General features: G+C 55.8%; 14 protein-coding genes. 7 read left to right on the top strand and 7 right to left on the bottom strand.

Annotation, left to right across the window (positions count from 1 at the left end):
• Positions 1-134: 134 nt before the first annotated feature.
• Positions 135-1,355 carry a M14 family metallopeptidase gene (locus RE6C_RS03110; protein WP_173401762.1) on the bottom strand — a complete coding sequence of 407 codons (1,221 nt, stop codon included), beginning with the start codon at positions 1,353-1,355 and terminating at the stop codon, positions 135-137.
• A 571-nt stretch (positions 1,356-1,926) separates the two neighbouring features.
• Here RE6C_RS03110 and RE6C_RS03105 point away from each other — a divergent pair.
• Together RE6C_RS03105 and RE6C_RS03100 are read left to right on the top strand one after the other, a co-directional pair.
• On the top strand, positions 1,927-4,173 hold the full coding sequence (locus RE6C_RS03105) for a PQQ-binding-like beta-propeller repeat protein (protein WP_039961055.1): 2,247 nt from the start codon (positions 1,927-1,929) through the stop codon (positions 4,171-4,173).
• 71 nt (positions 4,174-4,244) lie between these two features.
• Positions 4,245-5,588 (top strand): MFS transporter, encoded by a 1,344-nt coding sequence (locus tag RE6C_RS03100; protein ID WP_173401761.1) that lies wholly within the window; start codon positions 4,245-4,247, stop codon positions 5,586-5,588.
• A gap of 47 nt (positions 5,589-5,635) precedes the next feature.
• On the opposite strand, the gene RE6C_RS03095 is transcribed toward RE6C_RS03100, so the two are convergent.
• Positions 5,636-6,037, bottom strand: coding sequence for a hypothetical protein (locus tag RE6C_RS03095; protein WP_008653762.1), 402 nt, complete (start codon positions 6,035-6,037; stop codon positions 5,636-5,638).
• Positions 6,038-6,141: 104 nt separating this feature from the next.
• Between RE6C_RS03095 and RE6C_RS03090 the strand changes: the two genes are divergently transcribed.
• From RE6C_RS03090 to RE6C_RS03080, 3 genes are all read left to right on the top strand, one after another.
• On the top strand, positions 6,142-7,095 hold the full coding sequence (locus tag RE6C_RS03090) for a two-component system sensor histidine kinase NtrB (RefSeq protein ID WP_008653760.1): 954 nt from the start codon (positions 6,142-6,144) through the stop codon (positions 7,093-7,095).
• The gene (locus tag RE6C_RS03085) at positions 7,092-8,537 is read left to right on the top strand and encodes a sigma-54-dependent transcriptional regulator (RefSeq protein ID WP_008653759.1); all 1,446 of its coding nucleotides are present in this window, start codon (positions 7,092-7,094) and stop codon (positions 8,535-8,537) included. Before RE6C_RS03090 ends, RE6C_RS03085 begins: the two co-directional genes overlap by 4 nt.
• Positions 8,538-8,621: 84 nt before the next feature.
• The gene (locus RE6C_RS03080) at positions 8,622-9,689 is read left to right on the top strand and encodes an alpha/beta hydrolase (protein ID WP_008653757.1); all 1,068 of its coding nucleotides are present in this window, start codon (positions 8,622-8,624) and stop codon (positions 9,687-9,689) included.
• 427 nt (positions 9,690-10,116) lie between these two features.
• Here the strand turns inward: RE6C_RS03080 and lepA are convergent, their stop codons facing one another.
• Entirely contained in the window at positions 10,117-11,913 is a 1,797-nt protein-coding gene (gene lepA / locus RE6C_RS03075; RefSeq protein ID WP_008653755.1) for a translation elongation factor 4, read from the bottom strand.
• A gap of 285 nt (positions 11,914-12,198) precedes the next feature.
• Between lepA and RE6C_RS03070 the strand changes: the two genes are divergently transcribed.
• Entirely contained in the window at positions 12,199-12,675 is a 477-nt protein-coding gene (locus RE6C_RS03070; protein WP_008653754.1) for a hypothetical protein, read from the top strand.
• A gap of 93 nt (positions 12,676-12,768) precedes the next feature.
• Here RE6C_RS03070 and RE6C_RS03065 read toward each other — a convergent pair whose 3' ends face one another.
• The 4 genes from RE6C_RS03065 to RE6C_RS03050 form a co-directional block, all read right to left on the bottom strand.
• Positions 12,769-14,082, bottom strand: a complete 1,314-nt coding sequence (locus tag RE6C_RS03065) for a 3-deoxy-D-manno-octulosonic acid transferase (RefSeq protein ID WP_008653752.1) — start codon at positions 14,080-14,082, stop codon at positions 12,769-12,771.
• Between the two features lie 146 nt (positions 14,083-14,228).
• A complete protein-coding gene (gene secA, locus RE6C_RS33330) occupies positions 14,229-17,945 on the bottom strand; it encodes a preprotein translocase subunit SecA (RefSeq protein WP_008653751.1) in 3,717 nt (1,238 codons plus the stop codon).
• Between the two features lie 70 nt (positions 17,946-18,015).
• Entirely contained in the window at positions 18,016-18,879 is an 864-nt protein-coding gene (locus tag RE6C_RS03055) for a Nif3-like dinuclear metal center hexameric protein (RefSeq protein ID WP_008653749.1), read from the bottom strand.
• A gap of 141 nt (positions 18,880-19,020) precedes the next feature.
• Entirely contained in the window at positions 19,021-19,809 is a 789-nt protein-coding gene (locus RE6C_RS03050) for a hypothetical protein (protein WP_008653747.1), read from the bottom strand.
• A gap of 261 nt (positions 19,810-20,070) precedes the next feature.
• On the opposite strand from RE6C_RS03050, the gene RE6C_RS03045 reads away from it, so the two are divergent.
• Complete coding sequence (locus RE6C_RS03045; protein ID WP_236617906.1) at positions 20,071-22,242, top strand: tetratricopeptide repeat protein; 2,172 nt, start codon at positions 20,071-20,073, stop codon at positions 22,240-22,242.
• Positions 22,243-22,576: the final 334 nt, after the last annotated feature.

The following is a 22,576-nucleotide window of genomic DNA, read 5'->3' as shown; positions in this document are numbered from 1 at the left end:
AACACAGTTGTTCTGACATGCATTGATTTCTTGAAGCTTGGAATGATCGAGGCTTTTCATTCATTAAAACTGTCTTGGCCTTGGGCAGAACGCATCCAGTGAGATGACGACTTCAGAGGTTCTGCTATCGCCGTCTAGCGAGAAACGGTTGGTGAAAGGTTGGCTTTGCGAGCGAGAAGGATTTTCATCATTTCCTCCGCGGATCCGATGGCGATTCTTCGAATGCGTTCTCGGTCGGTTTCGTCTCCGAATTCATAAGTCACCGCGTGAATGCCAAGCTCTCTCGCCACCCAAGCTTTGCTGGTGCTGCGATGAGCGTTGTGCCCGTCGTCTCGCAACATGGTCGAGTCACCCATCCGCCCATTCAGCGATTTCAGCCATTCTGCGGTGAAGCCCTCGGGGAACAGTTTGGTCTGTTTCGGAACGGTGTAGAAGACTTCGTTGTAGGTGCTATGAAAATCTAGAAACAACCACAACCGTTTTTCTTGTTCCCCGCGAAGGCGAACCAAGTCGTCGCGGATGGATCGTGTTTCAGGTTCTTGGAATGTCAGCCAGTCTCGGTTGAGGTCGACCCCGTTGGCATTGGATCGCCAGTAACCCCTGGCCACGCCATCGGGATTGGCAATCGGAATGCCGACGGTCAGGAACTCCGCTCGATAGCGTTTGGCCAGTTCGGTGTCACTGCACAACGCCTCGATGAAGTGCATCATTCCAATGGTGCCAGTGACTTCCGGCGGATGCTGTCGCGAAAGTGCGTAGATGACCTCTTTGCTGTCGGGGTTGCCGATCGCGAGCCGATGAATCGGACGGTCTTGCACGGATCGACCCGCGAGCGACGACTCGACGAATGGAAATTGAGCCAGCGTGTCGACCCAACCCGCGATGTCTTTGTTGCCAACCAGTTCTTGTCCGGCGACCCACAGGACTTGGTTGTTGACCGGCAAACGCAACCTGACTTCTTGGCCACCGGGATGACGAGCGACGATCAGGTGTTCGGCCGATTGCCACTCGATGCGATTGTGACTGATCTTGGGTTCATAGCGATGTGAGCCGCCTTCGTAGCGAAGCCGCACGTTGATATGTCGTGGGTTGGTTGAGTGAACCCGGAAGGCGTACCACGCGCTGTCGTTGATCGGTTCTTTTTCAGGGCGAATCAAAATCTCAAAGTCATCGCCACCGAGTTCCACCAATTGGTCAATCTTGCCGCCCGCGAAATCCGTTTCGAAGCTGACGACTTTGTCCTGCGATTGGAACCTCACCGCAGGCGAAGGTTCTGGTGCCGGATCCGCATACAAAAGCGGAGAACGGCCGATGAGCAGACACGCGGCGCAAAGAAAGAAGGTTGTTAGACGCACGGGAGACTCAGCAATGAGGTGGAGGGCACCGAAGGTGGGCCGAGCGAGCTCGGTTGTAGGAGTGAATCGAGCGTTTCGCCGATTTGTCCTGAGGTGGGAGTTGGTCTGTGCGAATCCGTGGCGGGTTGCGTCGCAAGCGATGTACCGAGCCAAACATCACAACCACTGAGACCAGCCATCTCAGTCCACCGAGATCGGGTGCGCCGGTCAGAGGTGCGAATTCACATCATTCCATCTCAACATTTTAATCGGAAAACGACTTGAGAACGAAGCATGTCAATTGAGCGTCGGACCGAGTGGAAACAAACTTTCCAGCGTGTGGCAAGGATCTTTCCGATAGGGAGGCCAAATCAACGGCCTCCTTTCCATTGCACCCTAGAAAAAGTTTGGATTGCGTGGTCCATATGAGTGAAAGACGGCTCGGGATCCGCGTTTGCTGAGCGGTTTTGAATTAGCCGTCCTGCTTTGGTCTGGGAAGTGCGATCTGAGCGTCATGCAATTTCTCGCGAGTGATGTCGGCTCAGTCTTTCTGGAGCGACTCGGCGGGAACATTGGTTTCTGTGTTGGAAATGTGCGAGTGAAAACGTTGTCGTTGCGAATCGGCCTGTTGTCGGTGTGGCTGTGCTTGCTTGTTGTTGGTGAATCGGCGGTGACGATAGCTGACGAGTTGGATTGGGCTAATTGGCGTGGTCCGTTTCAAAATGGGACCTCACACGAAACTGGATTGATTGATCGCTTCGATCCCAAAGGCGGTTCGGGAAGCAACGTGCGTTGGAAGAGCGAGATTGCTTCGGGGATATCCACCCCAATCGTCATGGACGGACGTGTGTTCACGATCGTGCGCGACCAGCCGGGAACGTCCAAGGACGCCGAGAAGGTGATCGCCTTGGATGCTGATTCGGGTGAGTTGCTGTGGGAGAATGTGTACAACGTCTTTCTGTCGGATCTGCCAGCGGAACGCGTTGGTTGGTCAAACGTTTGCGCCGATCCAGAACTAAATCGAGTGTATGCGCTCGGAGCATGTTGTCTGCTGCAGTCGATCGACGCGACAACGGGCGAGACCGTTTGGTCTCGATCGCTTAGTGAAGAGTTCGGCATGCTCAGCACCTATGGTGGCCGAACAAATACGCCAGTGATTTTTGAGAACCTGGTCATCATCAGTGGAGTGACCACCGGATGGGATGCAACCGCTCGCCCCGCTCATTGCTTCTTTGCATTTGACCAGCAAGCCGGCACTCTGGTTTGGAGAGTGAGCACTCGTCCGTTGCCAGAAGACACCACCTTCAGCACACCCATCATTGCAGTCATTGGTGGACAGCCTGTTATGGTCGCCGGAAGCGGTGACGGAAACGTGTATGGTATTCAACCTCGCACAGGAAGGATTCTGTGGCGCGAAGCCGTCTCGCGGCGAGGGATCAACACGTCCGTTGCAGTGGACACGGAAGGCAACGTCTATGCGACGCATGGGGAAGAGAACCCCGAAGGTACCGCGATGGGAGCGGTTGTTCGAATTGATGCGACCCACGCCTCATTGGAATCTGCTTCCGCAGAAGTTTGGCGAACCGAAGAGATCATGTGCGGCAAGAGTTCGCCTTTGTTGGTCGGCGATCGATTGTACGTTGTCGAAGATTCTTCTCGTTTGCGGGTGTTAAGTCTCGAAACGGGAGATGAGATTTGCCCACCCGTGAAATTGGGAACGGCGATGCGTGGCAGTTTGTTGCACGCCGATGAAAAAATCTATGGTTGCACGTCGCAAGGTGTCTTTCATGTGCTGAAGCCAACCGAGGAAGGGATTGAATCGGTTTTTAAAGTTCGCTTGCCTCGCGGTCATGAAGTGGGGGGATCGCCCATTGCATCGCACGGCCGAATTTATCTGCCGACGACTGGTGGACTGTTCTGCTTGGAGAATGAAAACGATGCAGAACCGAATTCGGTTGCAGCGGTGATCGTGTCAATTCCAGGGGAAGAGTCCGAGTTGCCGGTCAGCGACGATCCTGAGATCGCCCAATTGCAACTCATTCCCGCCGAAGCAATGGTTCGTCCCGGAGACATGATTTCGTACGAAGTGGTCGCGTTCAATTCGCGAGGGCAGCAATTGGGATTGCCACTTGATTCCGTGACGTTCGAAGCGGAAGGACCTGGGGACGTCGGTCGTGACGGGGTGTTCCAGACGGATGCCCAAACGCAACACAGCGCAGTCACCGTGAATGCCCGCGTGGGCGAATTGCTGGCTACCTCACGGGTTCGCGTGGTGCCGTCGTTACCGTGGTCCTTCGATTTCTCAAATGGCGAAGTCCCGATCACTTGGGTAGGTGCACGTTACCGACATGAGGTTCGTTACGTGGATGGCGAACCAGTGATCGGAAAGGTTTCAACAATCCCCAAGGGAACTCGCAGCCAAGCATGGTTCGGTCCAACGGACCTGCACGACTACACCATCACCGCGGATGTGAAAGCTCAATCGGGGACGAACAAGTTGCCTGATATGGGAGTCATTGCTCAGCGTTATGTGTTGGATCTGATGGGCGAATCTCAAAAGCTTCAGATCCGAACCTGGGCGGCTCAATTGCGAATGGCTCAGAGTGTTCCGGTGAAGTGGGAAGCGGGAGTTTGGTACACGCTGAAATTGCAAGCGAGTTCGGAGGATGGCAAAGCAATTCTGAAGGGCAAGGTTTGGCCTCGCGAAGAAGCGGAACCTGACGCCTGGACGTTGACGGCGATCGACGAAGCTCCCAACCGCAATGGCAGCCCAGGATTGTTTGGCAACGCCACCAATGCCGAGTACTTCATCGACAACGTGACCGTGCGAGAGAACTGAGGATCTTGTCCGCATTCAGGTTTGTCACGTCTTTTGCCTGTTCCGTTTCTCTTTCGCGATTCATCGATCCGTTGTCTCATTCGTCTATTGCCTCGTCGCCATCGAAAGCCACCATCGCCATTGTTTGCTTCATCGCAGCGATTGGGTTTGCTTTTGATATTTATGAACTGTTGATGTTGCCGCTGATCCTGCGGCCTGCTCTGCAGGAACTCGGTGGGATTTCGCCCGGCACACCTGAGTTCGAGTATTGGCGTGGCATGCTGTTCTTTGTTCCCGCAATGGTGGGCGGGATCTTTGGTTTGTTTGGTGGATACCTCACTGATCTGTGGGGACGGCGACGTGTGTTGACCTACAGCATTTTGTTGTACGCTTTCGCGGCTCTGGCCAGCGGCTTTGTGACTTCCATCGGGATGCTGATGTTTTTGCGATGTTTGGTGTTCGTGGGCGTTTGCGTGGAGTTCGTTGCGGCGGTCGCCTGGGTGGCAGAGTTGTTTCCCAATATCAAGTATCGCGAAGCGGCGTTGGGGTACACGCAAGCGTTCTCGTCTGTCGGTGGTTTGCTGGTCACGGCCGCGAATTATTTGGCGATTCAGTATGCTAGTTCGTTGCCTGAAATCGCGGGCGGCCACGAGGCGTGGCGTTACACGGTTGTCTCCGGTGTCATTCCCGCAATCCCGTTGATCTTGATTCGTCCGTTTCTTCCTGAGTCACCTCAGTGGGCGGCCAAGAAGGCGGCGGGCACGTTGCAGCGTCCCAGCATCGCGGCTCTGTTCGCACCGAATCTGCGTCGGACAACGATCATCACGACGTTGATGTTCGCGTGCAGTTATGGTGCGGCGTTTGGAGCGTTGCAACAAGTTCCGTCGATCGTGCCGGGGCTACCTCAGGTGCGTTCTCAGACCGATGATTTGCCGGTGCCTGCGGCGAAGAAGATTGAGCAAGAAACCGCGGCAACGGTCAACGGCTACCAAGAGATCGGCGGCTTGCTGGGACGCTTTGTGCTGGCGGCGCTAGCAGTTGCAATTGTGAGTCGGCGTTGGTTGCTGCGACTGTTCCAGTGGCCTGGTTTGGTGATCGTTCCATTGGTGTTCTTCTTTCCCGCACGCGACAACTTGGAGTTGCTGAAGTGGGGAATTCTTTTGTGTGGTTTCTTCACGGTGGCCCAGTTCAGTTTTTGGGGCAACTATCTGCCGCGAGCTTTTCCGTTGCATCTTCGCGGGACAGGCGAGAGTTTTGCTGCGAACATTGGAGGCCGGATGATCGGGACTTCGTTCGCCGCCGTCACCGCTTGGCTGACGACGATGTTGCCTTCCGGTAGCACCGCGATTGCGGCAGCTTGCGTGGCATTGTTTGTCTATTTGGCCGGATCGGTGCTGTCTTTCTGGTTGCCGGAGCCAATGGCGGAAGAAGCCTAAGAAAGGGCAAGTTGGAGGGAATGTCCAGCGATCCGTCTTCAGCTTTCTTAAGGCAAACGTCCCTCGAGAATAGACTTCTTTGGGATCAAGCCTTCGAGGGTGATCAGACATTCGCGATAGCGAGTCGCGACCGGGTACTTTGACTCGAGGATCGCTGATTCTGAAAGCAATTCATAGGCTTTCACGAAGTGGTTGGATGTGGCTTGCGTCCAGGATTGTTCTGCCAGTTCTTTGGCGTGAGCAGCGTCGTCTTCGACTCGCCGCAGCCATTCGGCTGCGTCTCGCCAGCACGCGGCCTCCTCGCCTCGCAGGGCTCGTGCGGCCAGCAAGGCTTGTCGGCTGCTAAGACCGCAAAGATTTAGCTTTCGCGAGCCGAATGCGGTTTCCCAGCAACAGCCGACCCAGCTCGTTTGTGCTGAATCGATGGTTTGTCGCAATGATTCCGACATTCTAAAAGCTTGGGGAAAGACGAGACTCGCTTGATACCATCGGACGATCGCCAACATACAATTGGCAACGCGGAGCCGTTGATTGCAAACGGCGTTCCCGCGTCGTGTTCCGTCCACTCCCAGTAGCTGTCATTCGCAACCGCCTGTTTCTGATCTCGTTTGTCATTGCTCTAGCAACCAACCTGGTTCTGCTTGGGGTGGCGTTCGCCCATGGTTCGTCTTGGGTCGGCTATCTTTTGATGTTGGTGTTGCTCATCGCCCTGGGGTGGAGTCGTTGTTACGAAACTCGGCCATCGAAGCCGATTCCTCCGCCCGAAACGTTGGTGCTCTCACAGATCGAGCGACGGCGTCAACGACTTGAATCGCTTGGAACGCTTGCCAGTGGAATTGCTCATGATCTGAACAATTTACTGACTCCTATTTTGATGAGCGGCAAGATGCTGCAACGCGACACGCCGAACGTGGATCGTGCAGCATTGGTGGATACGATTGTCAGCGGTGCCAGTCGCGGGGCGGATTTGATCGCTCAGTTGCTTACATTCGCGAGAGGTGGCGATGGCGTTCCGTCGCGAATTCAATTGAGTGAGTTGCTGCCGGAAATCTCACGCATTCTGGAACGTACGGTGGGAGACGAGATCAAGGTGGTGCTGGACGTGCAGCCTGATTTGCCAGAGGTGATTGGTGATGAAACGGAACTCAGCCAGGTCGTGATGAATTTGGCCATCAACGGTCGTGATGCGATGGACGGTGACGGGCAGCTGACTATCCGAGTAAAACCATGGGAGCTCACCCACGAGCAATCGTTTTCTTACACTGTTTTGCCACCGGGGAGTTACGCGATGGTTAGTGTGACGGACACCGGTCGTGGCATTGAGGATGCAATTCGAGACCGCATCTTTGAGCCTTTCTTTTCGACGAAGCAACGTGGCCAAGGGACGGGACTGGGGCTGAGCACCACCATTGGTATCATCAAAAGCCACGGTGGAGCCATCGAAGTGGACTCGGTTCTTGGGGAAGGCACCACAATCCATGTCATCCTACCGATTGCGACTTCATGAACGATTGCAGAACTCTGTTGGTTGTCGACGACGACCCTCTTATTTTGCAGTGCATGCAGTTGTGTTTGCCCGAACCGGACTATCGTGTGGTGACGGCGGTGACCGCTGCTAAGGGGCTGGAGTTGTTTCGTGAGATGGACCCCGATGCGGTGTTGCTGGACATCCAATTACCGGATCAATCTGGTCTCGCGCTGATTCATGAATTTCGCGAAATGGATCGTCGGGTACCGGTGATCTTGATGACGGGGCATGGAACTGCCGAGACCGCGATCACGGCGATCAGTGGCGGCGCTTTCGAGTACGTCACGAAGCCGTTTGAACCCGATGCGATTCTTCCGCTGATTGATTCGGCACTTGAGACCAGCCGGATGGCTCGACGTCCCGCGGAATTGCCAACCGATTCCGGACAACCGCCAAATCGTTCCGAGAAAACTGCGGCTGATCTAATTCTCGGCAGTTGCCCAGCAATGGTCGATGTGTTTCGAAGCATCGGCCGGGTGGCATCTCGCGATGCTGCGGTGCTGATCTTGGGGGAAACCGGAACGGGCAAGGAAGTGGTGGCTCGGGCGATTTACCAACACAGCCAACGACACGATCAAGTCTTTCACGCGATCAACTGCGCTGCAATTCCGGAAGCATTGCTCGAGAGTGAGTTGTTCGGTCATGAACGAGGTTCGTTCACGGGAGCCGATCAACGAAGGATTGGTAAATTCGAAATCTGTAACGGAGGCACGTTGTTTCTCGATGAGATCGGAGACATGACGCCGGTGATGCAAACCAAACTGCTGCGTGTGTTGCAGGAGAAGGAGTTTGAAAGGGTCGGCGGAAGCAAGCCAATCAAGACCGATGTTCGAATTCTGGCCGCGACAAATCGCGATTTGGAGTCGGCGATGGCAGATGGATCGTTCCGTAGCGATCTGTTTTATCGTTTGAACGAATTCACAATTGAGTTGCCACCGCTACGTGATCGTGGGGAGGATGTCGCTCGGATGGCGAAGCACTTCTTTTCGCTGTTCGCTGAACAACTTGGCAAGGACTTGTTTTCCATTGCACCTGAAACGATGCAGCGGTTGGAGGCTCATTCATGGCCGGGCAACGTTCGAGAATTGCAGGGCATCGTGAAGCAAACGCTTCTCAAAGCGAGTGGTCCAGTCATCGTTCCCGCATTTTTGCCAAGCGGGTTTGGGGATTCCGCCAATCTAGGAAACGAGGTGGAGATTTCCAACGGATGGGAAACCGAATTGGCTGAAGAAACCAACCGGCGGCTCGCTCTGGGCAGCTTCACGGTTTCGGAAGACATTCACAGCGCGGTCGACCGAATCTTGATTCGCGAAGTGATGAAAGCGACGGGGAACAATCTCAGTGAAGCGAGTTTGCGACTGGGGATCAGTCGTCCGACGCTTCGTAGTCGGATGAAACACTTGCGGTTCACGCCTGAGTGATGGGCACATTGAACAACGCGTTGGTTAGAATGGTCGCTTCTTCGGATTCCCTCCCCTTCCCCACAATTCTCCACGGCCCACCTCATGCAGAACGTTTACCGCTTTTCGTTGTCATCCTTGGCGTGGATGCTGGCCCCAGTCGCTTTTCTTGGATTCGCCAGCGGGGCCGCATTGGCTGACGACCAAGCGGCTTCGCCTCTGAAGAACGGACGCATCGTCATCGGGCCCGAGTATGAGGTGGCTCCCGAGTTGAAGGATCAGGGAGCCCCCAAGGGCAAGCAGTTTGAATTCGCGATGCCGCTCTCGGAGAGCAAGATTTTTGATGGAACCGATTCGACGTTGGACCCACGCAAGGACGTTCGCAAGGAACGTAAAATCGTGGTCTATGTTCCTGCGGCTTACCAAGACGGGACCGCAGCGCCGTTCCTTGTGATGCATGATGGGCCGAGTCGTCTGAACTTGGTTCGCAACGCACTGGACAACATGACAAACTCCAAGGATCCAAATCGTCGGCTTCCGGCTTTCATTGCGATCGCGGTTCAAAACGGTGGCAACGATAGCAAAGGCAGCCAGCGCGGTTTGGAATACGACACGATGTCCGACCGATTGGCTCGGTTCATTCAATTGGAAGTGTTGCCTGCTGTGGAAAGCCATCCTGAAATTCGTGCGGCCTACCCGAATTTTAAACTGACGGATGACCCGTGGGGACGTGGCGTGATGGGGTGCAGCAGTGGCGGTGCCGCGGCACTGACGATGGGTTGGTTCCGCCCGGAATGGTTTCGTCGTTTGATCACGTACTCGGGCACGTTCGTTGATCAGCAAGATGATGATGCACCCGAAGAAGCGGAGTACCCGCTGGGTGCTTGGGAGTATCACTCGAGCATGAAGCTGATCGAAAACAGCGAGAAGAAGCCCCTTCGCATCTTCACTCACGTGGCGGAGAACGACAATCGAGCCAACGATCCCGAGTCGACTTATCACAACTGGGTGATGGCGAACGAGCGAACCGCGGATGCTCTGGAAGCCAAAGGCTATGAGTATCGTTACGTGTTCTCAAAGGCGACGCGGCATTGCGATCGCAAAGTCTTTGAAGCGACTTTGGCCGATACGCTGGCGTGGATGTGGTATGGCTACGAGGCGGATGCGAAGTAGCAGACAACGCAGGGCCCGCGGGCGGATCATTGATCACCAACAGCACCACTCGGTGTGAATTCGCATGAATGGCTCCGGAGGAGTCCACGTTGATAGCTCGGGGCGGAAGCCCCGAGACCATTGGTGGACATCACAAAGCCGCCCCGGATGGGGCCGTCGTGAATCATGCGGCCGAAATAGCTGGAGCCGCTCCAAGTCACATACTGCCCCAACGGCACACGAGGTGAGTGTTCAGGATCGGATCCATCGCGTCACTTCTGTCTTTCTTCATCCCGGTAGGGATTTCAGATGGTAGCCGGGGGTTGCTGCGTAGCAGCGCACCCCCGGAAAACTCATTTCGCAGCCCAGCGTTCGCCATGGTATTCACGCACAACCGGGGCTAACGCCCAAACGGCTCACAGGGTGAAAACCAATCGTTCCTGCCTGATCAGTCTTTGTCGGTGCGGAGCACGGAGATGAAGGCTTTTTGCGGGATGTTGACGCTGCCAAATTGTTTCATCTTGGCTTTGCCCTTCTTCTGCTTCTCCAGCAGTTTCTTCTTCCGGCTCACGTCGCCACCGTAAAGTTTCGCGGTCACGTCCTTGCGGTAGGGAGCGATTGTGGTTCGCGCGATCACAGTGCCGCCAATCGCACCTTGGATTGGGATCTTGAACTGGTGACGTGGAATCGCTTCGGCAAGTTGCTCGCAGTAGTGCATTGCCCGAGCTCGTGATTTGTCGCGGTGCACGAGGTAGGCCAACGCGTCGACAGGTTCTTTGTTGACCAAGATGTCGACTTTAACGATGTCGGTTTTGCGATACTCGATCGGCACGTAGTCGAACGAGCCATAACCGCGGGTGATCATCTTGAGTTTGCCATAGAAGTCGAACAAGACTTCCCCGAGAGGCATCTCGCTGGTGACTTCCAAGCGGCCCGCCGACAAGTAGTTCATCGTTTGGCTCTCGCTGCGATGCTCGCGGCAGAGTTCCATCACCGGGCCGACGTACTCTTCCGGAATCAGAATCTGAGCCTTGATGTAGGGCTCGCTGACGGAGTCAATCGTCGAGGGATCGGGCCAGTAGGTTGGGTTGTCGACGTCCTGTGTCGTGCCATCCTTGAGTTTGATTTTGTACTGCACCGATGGGGCGGAAATGACCAACCCAATGTCAAACTCACGCTGCAATCGTTCTTGAACCACGTCCAGGTGCAGCAAGCCGAGGAACCCGCAGCGATAACCAAATCCAAGAGCAGCGGAGCTGTCTTTTTCGAAGGTCAGTGCGGCGTCGTTGATCGACAGTTTCTCGAGTGCTTTGGTGAGGTCTTGGTATTCGTCGGTGCTCATCGGATAGACCGACGAGAACACGACTTGGCGTGCCGGTTGATAGCCAGGGATCGGTTCGTTCGCTGGTCGATCTGCTAGCGTGATCGTGTCCCCGATCTCGATGTCTTGAACCGTTTTGACGCCGGCGACGATGTAGCCGACTTCTCCGGCGGTCAATTCTTTCTTTGGGACCAGTTTGAATTGGTTGTAGCCGAGTTCATCGACGGTGAAGTCGCGATCGGCGTGCATGAAGTGGATGTCGTCTTTAGGCTTGAGCGTTCCTTCCATAACACGGCATTGCAGGATCACGCCGCGGTACTTGTCAAAGAATGCATCAAACACCAAGGCCTTCAGCGGTGCCTTCGGATCGCCTTGCGGAGCGGGCAGGTTCGTGACGATCCCTTCGAGCACGTCTTCGATGCCTTGGCCGGTTTTGGCAGAAACCGGAATGGCGACAAAGGGATCGAGGCCCAGGTCCTCATCGATTTCTCCGCGGACGCGATCGACATCGGCGGCGGGCAAGTCGATTTTGTTGATGACCGGAAGCAGTTCCAGGTCGTATTCAAGAGCCAGATACAGGTTGGCGACCGTTTGAGCTTCGACGCCCTGGGAGGCATCGACGACCATCAGAGCACCTTCGCAGGCCATCAGTGATCGGCGGACTTCGTGGGAAAAATCGACGTGGCCGGGGGTGTCGATCAAGTTGAGTTGGTACGCCTCACCGTCTTTCGCCGTGTAGTTCAGCGTGACCGTGTTGCTTTTGATCGTGATGCCTCGTTCTCGCTCGATGTCCATCGAATCGAGCATTTGGTCGTGAAACTCACGTTGAGTCACACCGCCACACGACTGAATCAGCCGGTCCGCCAGGGTGGACTTTCCGTGATCGATGTGGGCGATGATGCAAAAATTGCGGATGTGTTTCATGGTTTTGTTTCGTGCAACGCGGCGTGAACGTCACATCGTAGTGAATCAGGTGTCAATTCAATAGGGATTTGCTGATTGGTCCCATTGTGAGGATTTCGAAAAAAGATCGGAATCGACTGAATTTTCTGGATTTCGAACGCCGATCTAAGTTGATGAATTGATCTTCCGCCGAAACTCGATCTTCGAGATGATCGATCGTTCGGAGGACCGTTTCGTCTTTTCTGTTTTCAAGGATGTGTCATGCGGACAATACTTTTACTCGGCCTGGCCATCGGTGGGGCTTTCATGGCTGGATGGTTCACCATCGAGCGTGACGGCGACAAGACACGGATCGAAATCAACAAGACGGAAATTCGAAGCGACGCACGTTCCGCGATTGATCGTGGTCGAGACATTCTCGATGAGCGTCAACGTGAACAAGCCGCTCAGCAGGCTGCCCAGCAACAGGGTGGTTATCCTGCTCAAGGCCAAGGTGGCTACTATCCGGGTGCTGCTCCAGCCAATCCGAACGCTTGGCCACCACAGGGCGGTCAACCGGTTCAAGGGGCCGGGTACAGCACTCCGAATTACGGCACGCCTAATTACAACCAACCGCCGGCGTACAACAATTACCCTGCCGCACAGCCGAACGCGGGTTACGGCGATCAAGGTGGTTACAGCCCGAACGCGTATCAGCCGCAGGGTTACAACGGACAACCACAAACTGCTGAGCAGAACCGATGGGACTCGGCTTCAGCGCCTTGGGCTCCTCAGTATCGTTGAGTTGATTGGGCGTTTGTTTGGCTTGTTCATGTTGAGGACCAACGTGCTACAGGCTTTTGAAGTGTGGCAGGTAGGGAACGTGCTGCGGGTTCGTTAGGCGGCTTGTTGGCGTGATTCAACTTGCGCCGGGATCAACATCTCGAGCGTTTTCTGATACGCACCTCGGTGTTGGTTGACCAAGTCACGTGCGGATTGGCCGAGGGAGTCAGCGGCGGGGATGTCAGTCAGGCATCGCGAAACGAATTGTTTCAGTTCCGCTTCGTCTGCAACTCGCACGGCCGCATCAGCAGCGATCAATTGCTTGGCGATCGTGTCGAAATTCTTGGTGTTAGGGCCGAACGAAACGGCACAGCCATAGCCGGCGGGTTCCAACATGTTTTGGCCGCCTCGATCACCGAAGCTGCCACCGACCGTGGCAATCTGGCCGACGCCCCACCAATGACGAAGTTCGCCAATGGTGTCGATCAAGATGACTTCTTTTGATTCCCATTGGTCAGCGTATTGGCTGTCATTGCTGCTGCGGCGAACGGCTGACAAACCTTGCGACTGAATCAGTGAGGCAACTTCTTCGAAGCGTTCGACGTGGCGGGGAACCAAGATCAAACGAAGTTCCGGATGTTTGGATCGAAGGCTTTGATAGACACGCAGTGCCATCGCTTCTTCACCAGCCTGCGTGCTGCCAAAGCACCAAACTCGGTGCCACGGATCGATACCCGACCAGTTGATTCGTTCGTTGACTTCTGTCGTGTCTCGCGAGCGAGGTGCGTTGTCGAACTTCAACGAACCGGTGACCGTGACGTTTTCCGGTGCGACTCCGCAATCAACAAAACGTTCCGCTGCGAGTGCGTCTTGGCAGCCAACCGCATCCAATCGCTCAAACGTGGGACGCAGGACTTTGGCAAATTGTTGATAGCGTGCAGCGCTGGTTTGGCTGAGCCGACCGTTGATAACTCGAACGGAACAGTTCGCATCCTGGGCACAGCGAATTAAGTTGGGCCACAGTTCGAGCTCGGCCAGAACCAATTGCTCGCATCGCAGATTCTTCAGCGTGCGGCGAACGGCCCAGGAGAAATCGAGCGGGCAAAAGAAAACGCGTTCATCACCGAAGTGTTTGCATGCTAGGTCATAGCCAGTGTCGGTCGAGGAACTGACCGCGAGAGCGATTTCTGGGTGATGTTTCTCCAGTCGGCGAACCAATTCGGGAAGCAGATTGACTTCGCCGACGCTGACGGCGTGCAACCAAATCGTTCGCTCAGCATCGCCCCGGATTTGGGCCGCTTGTTCGGATGACAGGCCCAACAGCTTTTGACCGATACCACGGCGATAGCGACCATGGCGAATCATCCGGTGCAGCACCAACGGCGAGACCGCGGTCAGTGCTGCGGCGTAGGCGATGTTGAGCCACATGGTTGCCTTCCTTGGCAGGGCGTGGAACGTTGGGACCGGGTGTTTAAGCGGAACGACGCGAGCCGTCCGGTGGTTCGAAACCGGAGGGCTTGCGCCCTGCCGCTAGGATTTGAAACAAAGGCTGGACGCCTATGCCACATTCTTGATCAGCCGTCGCGACGCATGCAGCAACTCTTGTACTTCTTGCCGCTGCCGCAGGGGCACGGTGCGTTGCGACCAATTCGAGGCTCTTCGACTCGGACGGTGTCAACGCTGCCTTCGGCTCGTCCTTCGCTTCCCGCGGCGGCACGTTGAGCAGCGGTGTTGGACTCCATTTGCGCAGCTTGTTGAGCCGATCGGCCTGCTTCGTGGGCATCGTCATGGCGAGTTCTCGCGTCGACCCACGTGCTGCGAATGAAGTCATCGTTAAAAGACTCCATGCGGAAAATCAGATCGGTCACTCGTTCGCCGATCGAATCCCACATGGATTCAAACAGTCGCATGCCTTCGCGTTTGTATTCGACCTTGGGGTCCATTTGAGCGTAGCCCTTCAGGCCGACGCTGCTTCGCAAATGGTCCATCGTCAGCAAGTGGTTCTTCCACGAGTCGTCGACGATGTTCAGCAGGATCTGCCGTTCCATCCGACGCATCTCGGGGTGGAATTTGTCGTCGACGGCACCGTTGACGGCCAAAGTCAGCTCGGCGCGGTTCATTCGCGAGAGGTCTTCGGCGGTGTTTCGGTTGCCGAGTTCTTCTTGCAACCAAGTCGCCAAGGCTTCCAGTTTGCCGGATTGTCCGCTGGCGAGTGAAGCCGTTACATCAGCGTCCGCTTTGCCGAATAAATCTTCGACTTTTTCGGCCGCTTGAGCGTGCATTCCACCGGAGGCACTGGCGGTTTGCTTGCTGTACTGGATCAATTGAACCTTCAGGTCGTCGCGGTTCAGTTTGACCTCATCGACGCTGAGTTCATGGTTGAAACGACCGTGGACCCAATCGACCAAACCTTCACGGTCCAGCGAGACTTGGGCACCTTGCTTGTCGGTGAATCGCGAGATGCCGGTCAGGACCGGGTACTCGGCTTCTTTCTCGGTGTAAGCCGCTTCGGCGCGTCGGTTGAGTTCTTCGGTGACCTTGCGACGATCTTCGACATCGCGGAATTCTTCCGGAGTGGTCTCGATTCCGAATTTGTGACGCATCCAGGCGCAAAGAACTCGAAGACCATAGTCGGCCTCCAGCAATGGTTCGCCTTCGCTTAGATCCGTCTCTTCGATTTGCTTGTGCGCGTGAGCGATCAACTCGTCGATCATCTCTTCGCGATCTTTGTTCTTCAGCTGGTGGTCTTGGTAGTTCGTGCCCAAGTGAGTGTTGGCCCAAGTCGCCATGGCCTTCCAGTTCCACTCGTCTTCCATCGTTTCGGGAAGGTTCTCTTCGACCGCTTCTGCGACGGTGACTTCGGAGGCACGTTCGGCTTGGTCCTTGGCATACGTGTCCGCCATTTCGAAATCCATGTTCTGGAAATCGCGTGCGTCCAATTGGCAGCCCAGTTTTCCGCCGGCGAAGGTTGAGAACGTGTCGACGCCATAGTTCGGTTCGAGGAACGTTTCGACTTGCGATTGAATTTCGTTGTGGATCAACGTCAGCAGCATCTCGCGAGAGCTGTGTCCGTCGAGCAGGTTTTGGCGATAGCGGTAAACGCGTTTGCGTTGTTCGTCCATCACTTCGTCGTACTCGAGCAGGCTCTTTCGAATTTCGAAGTTGCGTTCTTCGACTTTCTTCTGAGCCGCGGCGATTCGGCGAGTGACGAGGGATGATTCGATGGCTTCGCCTTCTTTCATGCCCATGCGTTCCATCATGCTTTTGACAAAGTCGCCAGCAAAGATCCGCATCAAGTCGTCTTCGAGTGACAAGAAGAATCGGCTGCCACCGGGGTCGCCTTGACGACCGCAACGACCGCGAAGCTGCAAGTCAATTCGGCGTGATTCGTGTCGCTCGGTGCCGAGCACATACAGACCGCCGATTTCGCGAACGATCTTGCCTTCGGCACTCATGTTTTCGCGTTCGTCGATTTCGTCGACGAGAGCTTTCCACTCGGCGTCCGGCACTTCCAAACGCGTTGGGTATTTGTGTTGCAGTTGTGCCCAGGCGAGTGTTTCGGGGTTACCGCCCAAGATAATGTCGGTACCACGACCGGCCATGTTCGTTGCGATTGTGACCGCGCCGATGCGACCGGCTTGCGAAACGATGTCCGCTTCTCGGCCGTGTTGCTTCGCGTTCAAAACGTCGTGCTTGATGCCACGGCGTTCCAGCAGTGCCGAGAGGCGTTCGCTCTTTTCGATGCTGACCGTACCGACCAGAACCGGACGACCAGCACGCTCAATCGCAACGATCTTTTCGCGAGAGAAGGATTCGGTTTGCTTCTCGCCTTTGGGAAGCAGTTCAACGACTGAATCGGTTTCGGATTTGATGTTACCCCAAATCTCCGTGCCATCTTTCAGAACCAGCACGTCCCATTTGTGGGTTCGTTCGACGTCGTCGGCGATCGCTTTGAACTTGTCCTTTTCGGTCAAGTAAATCAAATCGGGATGCTCAATCCGTTGCAATCCGCGGTGCGTTGGAATGGCGACCACGTCGAGTTTGTAGATCTTCCAGAATTCGTCGGCTTCGGTCATTGCCGTACCGGTCATCCCGGACAGCTTCTTGTACATCTTGAAGATGTTCTGCAGCGAAGCGGTGGCGAACGTTTGCGTTTCTTGCTTGATCGGCACGCCTTCTTTGGCTTCGACGGCTTGGTGCAAACCATCGCTCCACTGGCGTCCGTCCATCAGACGACCGGTGAACTCATCGACGATGACAACCTGTTTGTCTTTGACGACGTAGTTGACGTCCAACTTGTACAGGTAGTGAGCCTTCAACGCGTTGTCGATCAGGTGCGGCCATTCCATGTTGCCCGCGGTGTAGAAGCTTTCGACACCGGCCAATTCTTCCGCAGCACGGACGCCTTCATCAGTCAACGTGACGTTGTGTTGTTTTTCGTCGACGGTGAAGTGCTCTTCCTTCTTCAGTTGTCGAGCGACACGGTCGGCTTCGCCGTAGCGTCCCAAATCCAAGTCGGCGGGGCCGCTGATGATCAGAGGTGTCCGAGCTTCATCGATCAGAATATTGTCAACTTCGTCAATGATGGCGTAGTTCAGCGGGCCCTGGCATTGTTGCACTTCGCTGGGGAAGCGGTCGTCGCCCTTGGCCGCGGGACGCATGTTGTCGCGCAGGTAATCGAAACCGAATTCGTTGTTGGTTCCGTAAGTGATGTCGCACTGGTAAGCGGCTTGTTTCTCGCTGGTCGACATGCCGGACTGGATCGCGTCGACGGTCAGGCCGAGGTTCATGTACAGCGGCGCCATCCATTCCATGTCACGACGGGCCAAGTAATCGTTGACCGTGATGACGTGAACGCCTTTTGCTTCCAGAGCGTTCAGGTAGGCGGGCAAGGTCGCGACCAGGGTTTTACCTTCCCCGGTGACCATTTCGCCGATGGCGCCCGAGTGCAGTACCATGCCCCCGATCAACTGAACGTCGTAGTGCCGCATTCCAAGAAATCGCTTGCCGCCTTCGCGACAGACGGCGAATGCCTCTTCCATGATGTCGTCAAGCGTTTCGCCTTCACGAAGTCGCTTGCGGAACAAAACAGTTTGATCGCGAAGTTCTTCGTCGGACATCGCCGCGAACTTCGGTTCCATCGCCGTGATTCGGTCGGCGGATTCCTGCAGTTTCGCAACTTGTCGGGCATTGGCGGAGCCAAACACGCTGGTGGCCAGGCTGCCAACACGTTCGAACGTGCTACCGAAGACGAGGCCAAGGAGGTCCCAAAGACGTTCCAGGATGGACATAAAAGATCAAATCAGTGCGATTGGGGGTGTGAAAGCGTGCGGCTTGCGTAAACCATGCCAACTTCCAACGTTACGGGTTCAGGGAAATTGGGTCAACTGCGATCGGATCTCGTTCGCGTTGGCTACTACGGACCCAATTGCCCGACGGGTCCGGTGGCGAAGAATCCTGGTCGCCGGCAAAGTTTTCGTGCAAAGGCTGGATCTCTCGGAGCAGCTGTTCGGCCAGCGTTTCCATGGCGAAGCGTTCGCTGGCGTGGTGTCCGACCAAAGCCATCGTTAATCCCGTGTTTTCCGCTTCCAAACATGTGTGCAGCGTGGCTTCGCCGGTCAACAGAACGTCACATCCCTTTCGGCGGGCGGCACCAACGAACGAGCCTCCACTGCCGCAGCCGATGGCAACTCGCCGGATTGAGCGGTCAAAATCGCCCACCAAGCGGGGCCGCGTGGAGCCGCATGATTTTGCAGCAAAGCTCAAAAACTCTCGCGCCGTCATCGGCTCAGGAAGCTCGCCGTAGCGGCCCGAACCGACCGTTGAGTCCTCCAGCGACGGAGTCAGGGGCTTGATCGAGGTCAGATCAAGACGGTTTGCCCACTGTTCATTGATGCCCAAACGAGCTGAATCGTAGGCGGTGTGGGCACTGTAAACCGCGATTCCGGCTCGACACAGATTCCAAACCATCGCGGAGGCGGCCGAATCGGTCGTGATCCGAGCCATCGGTTTGAAGGGCAACGGGTGATGGGCGACGATCAAATTCGCAGCCAACTCGGTCGCTTCTTCGACAACTGCCGGAGTGATTGTCAAACAGGTCAGGATCCGGTGGGCTTCCGCCGAGCGGTCCCCCAACAGCAGACCAACGTTGTCCCATTCTTCCGCCAGCTTCAACGGAGCGATGGCGGAAAGAGATTGGCAAATGGATTCGATGGTGGGAGACACAGGATTCGCGACCGTTTGGAGGAAAGGTGCTCGGGGGAACACACTTTACGGACGACGAATCATTGTGGGAACAACGAATCCGGGCTTGAGAGGGCACGCGTTTGGAACCGACGTGCCTCTCAATTCAGAAATTGTCCCGAATCAGAATCCGCTGAATGGATCGTCATCGCCCGCAGGAGCAAACGGGTCGGAGTCTCCAGCGGGCGCGAATGGGTCAGCTGGTGTGTCGCCAGCGTCAAACGGGCTGGCACCACCATCGGCGGGAGCAGCGGACGCGTCGGCGGGGGCAGCTTCGGTGGCCAACGGATTGTCCATTGCACCTTCGAAAGCATCGTTGGATTCGACCACAGCGTCTTCAGCGGCCAAATCGTCCGCGAATGGGTTGTCATCCGAAGCGGGAGCGGGTGGAGGAGTGGCTCCACGTTGCATTGCCGGAGCTCGCGAAGGAGCGGAAGGTTGGCCCTGAGCGGCGGGCTGGCCTTGGGCGGAAAGCTCATTCGAACGGATTTGTGAGCGGGCGGCGCCGGTCGCAAGTGCTTGCAAACGAGCCTTTTCGCGAATGAGTTCGAGTTTCAGACGCTGCGAGCCTTGGATGCGAGAGAGTGCGCGACCGATCGATCGTGAATCTCCACCGCGGGCTTCCAGCTCGGCACCGGTTTGCCAGTCGCCTTCGGCGTAACCCATTCCGCTGGCGTTGGCGGCCAGACCACGGAAGTAATACGCCCGCGGGTCACGGATGTTGTTATCGATCGCCATCGAAAGCAATTCGTAAGCCTGGCTGTAGTTTCCAGCGTTGTAGGCGTGAACACCGCGACCGTAGATTTCTGCCAGAACAGCAGATTGAGCGGTGGCGGTATTGGTCTGAGTGGCGGTCAAAAAGCCAATCGCCAAAGCGAAAAGGAGAAGTGGCGAGGCAAAGCGAATCTTCATCGCGACGGGGACCCTGTACGAAAGGCGGATAGATCAACAACAGTCCGTTGCAGCTTAATTGTCTGGCCCGGGGGAATCAAACAAAACGTTGGCGCGTCTGACTCAAAGTGGAGATGTCGCCGCCAATTGTCACGGGTAAGAGCCCCGTGCGGTCGTCCCAGGTTGCTACAATTCGGAATGCGAATTTTTTTGGACCGGTTCTCTCGTTCACACGAAGTCCTAACGATGCGAATCCAAAATCCCACCTGTCGACCTTTGAGAATGTTGTTTTGCTCCCTGGTGGGGAGCGTGCTGGTCGTCCCGCTGGCGGGTGTTGTTGGGCCCGGCGGGGGATCGTTGGTTAGCAACACGGCGATGGCCGATAGCGAATGGCTTCGCACGGTCCCTGTTGTTGATGAGGACGAAATCGCTGAACTGATCGAGGGATTGGGATCGCAAAGTTACGCGACTCGTGTGCGTTGCCGTCAACGATTGTCGAGAATCGGTTTGGCCGCTTTTGACGCGTTGCGAGAGGCCCGCGACCATCCTGACAACGAAATTGCGATTGTGGCTCGCAAGTTGACCAGCGGTGTCGAGGTGCCTTGGGCGGTGAGTACGGACTCGCCAATCGTTCAAGAGATTCTCAACGAATATGGTTCCCGTTCCGTCTTGGCCCGCCGACAACGCATCGGACGATTGGCGGCGCTTCCAACGATGGAGGCTTTCCCGGCGCTAGTGCGTTTGACTCGTTATGAAGCCGAACCCGCGCTCAGTCGTTTTGCTGCGATGGCTTTGTTGGCACAACCCGTTCGGGCAACGAAAGAGTTGCGTTCCGAATGGAGCACCGCGGATGCAGACGCCGGCGCTTCTGGCTCACGCGACGATTGGTTGGGGCTGAGTACCCACGATCGATCGTTGATGGTGATGCACTTGCAACAAGTCTTTGCCAAAGACACTGAGTTCAGTGGGCAGTGGATGCTCCAGTACGCAAGCGAGTTGGAATCAGGACGCTTTGAACCCGAAGGCTGGACCGAACTGATCGAAGCGATGGAATCCAGTTGGGACATCGATGACGGTGCGTCGGAACAAGACGTCGCTCGAGGTGGGATTGCCCCCGGAGCGACCATCAGTGGCGACGAGATGTTTCGACTGACTTGGTTGAATGCGGAAAGAGCTCGCGTGCTGGGGCAGACTGACGACGCCTCACGATTTTTCACGCGGCACATCGATGTCATTCCGCCACGCACGCGAGAGTTGACCGATGCGGCGTTGTGGGCGATCGATCACCGATTGTTCGATGTCATCACAGCGGCTCATGCAAAGCATCAATCGTTGTTTGAGAAGTCACCCTCGTTGATGTACGCATCCGCCGAGGCTTTGCTGGAATCGGGGCAACCGGAATTGGCTGCCGAACGAACCGAACAGGCGTTGGCGTTGAATCCGGTGGTCAATTCAGAAGACCCGGAAGAACCACAGTTGCATCCCGTCTTGCTCGAAAGTCACGCCGAGGCTCATTTGCGCATCGCGGCGGATTTGATTGATCGTGGTTTGTCAGATTGGGCTGAGGCTGAGTACCGCAAACTGATCGATGAATTGCCTTTGCACAACGTGGAGTCCGCGATAGCTCGTCGGGAGTTGGCTGAGCACCTCGCGGAGTTGCAGCAGCCCGCTGAGGTGGTTGCTTTGTTGCAACCGCTCGTGGATCGGATGGAGAAAGATGACGACTTCCGCCACAAGTTGACGGCTCACGATTTTCAGTATCAATCGCTTCGCAGTCACTTGGATTTTCAGGCCGGACTGGATTTGGCGAACAAAGATGATCAAGCCGCCGCCAGCGAACGAATGCAAAACGCATTCTCAATGAACCCAGAGAACATCGATATTTTGATCGCGATGTATCGCTTGGATTGGAATGAGGAATGGAAAGCCGATGTGGTTGGCCAGATTGAATCGGTGTTGGCTGAAATCGACGAAGACATCGAAGAGACGCGACAAACGTTTCGTGAAACCGGCAACGGTCGTCCGGGACGCCAAACCGCGATTCGCGAAATGCTGTTGGCGAATTTCTACAACCAATACGCTTGGTTGGTGAGCAACACCGAAGGCGACTTCGATAAAGCTCTCAAACGCAGTATCGAGTCGTTGGAGATGAGTCCCGGCAGCGACGCGTTGTTGGATACCTGCGGTCGTTGCTATTACGCGGTGGGGAATCTGCCTGCCGCGATTGTGACTCAGCGAAAGGCGGTCGAGTTGACTCCGAACTCTCCTCCGCTTCGGCGTCAGTTGAAGATGTTCGAGAATGCGTGGTTGGATGCGAACCCGGGCATGACGCTGAAGGAGCTTCCCGAGGTCGAACTTCCGATCACAAAAGCGTCGCCTCAGGAGCTGACCGACCGGCAACGCCGACTCGGTGTGATGCCTCCCGATGGACCGCTGAGTTTTTTGGACAATTGAGCGACGTTGGCTCAAGTCTGTCCGCTTCTCCGTCGCGAATCTCTGTCGCGGTCGAGTGAATCCGCTCGCGACCAAGTGATTCGTTGACGAACACGATCCGGTGATTCGATTGGCCGGCGCTGAACTCTCTCGCGTGGCAACCGGTCATGCAGCGTTGATGAGGTTTTCTGGCCGCATTGGCGTGTGTTTTTTGAGAATTTGTCTTCAACCAAATCTTCGATTTTCGGCCGAATGTGAAGTTTGGCAAACCTTGCGGCGCGGTCTCTCACTGATCAAGCGACCTTGCGGCGATGTCCGATGGTAACCCTCGTACCGGTCACTCCGCTTGCTTCCG

The sequence above is a fragment of the Rhodopirellula europaea 6C genome (assembly GCF_000338295.1).
GTDB lineage: Bacteria > Planctomycetota > Planctomycetia > Pirellulales > Pirellulaceae > Rhodopirellula > Rhodopirellula europaea.
Note: the sequence above shows the minus strand (reverse complement) of the source record. Positions and strands in the feature narration are given on the sequence as shown.

Excerpts from the sequence above, each read along its gene's own strand:
- RE6C_RS03095 (WP_008653762.1), bottom strand. The coding sequence starts at position 6,037 with ATGTCGGAATCATTGCGACAAACCATCGATTCAGCACAAACGAGCTGG.
- lepA (WP_008653755.1), bottom strand. The coding sequence starts at position 11,913 with ATGAAACACATCCGCAATTTTTGCATCATCGCCCACATCGATCACGGA.
- RE6C_RS03070 (WP_008653754.1), top strand. The coding sequence starts at position 12,199 with ATGGCTGGATGGTTCACCATCGAGCGTGACGGCGACAAGACACGGATC.
- RE6C_RS03085 (WP_008653759.1), top strand. The coding sequence starts at position 7,092 with ATGAACGATTGCAGAACTCTGTTGGTTGTCGACGACGACCCTCTTATT.
- RE6C_RS03080 (WP_008653757.1), top strand. The coding sequence starts at position 8,622 with ATGCAGAACGTTTACCGCTTTTCGTTGTCATCCTTGGCGTGGATGCTG.
- RE6C_RS03050 (WP_008653747.1), bottom strand. The coding sequence starts at position 19,809 with ATGAAGATTCGCTTTGCCTCGCCACTTCTCCTTTTCGCTTTGGCGATT.
- secA (WP_008653751.1), bottom strand. The coding sequence starts at position 17,945 with ATGTCCATCCTGGAACGTCTTTGGGACCTCCTTGGCCTCGTCTTCGGT.
- RE6C_RS03045 (WP_236617906.1), top strand. The coding sequence starts at position 20,071 with ATGTTGTTTTGCTCCCTGGTGGGGAGCGTGCTGGTCGTCCCGCTGGCG.
- RE6C_RS03065 (WP_008653752.1), bottom strand. The coding sequence starts at position 14,082 with ATGTGGCTCAACATCGCCTACGCCGCAGCACTGACCGCGGTCTCGCCG.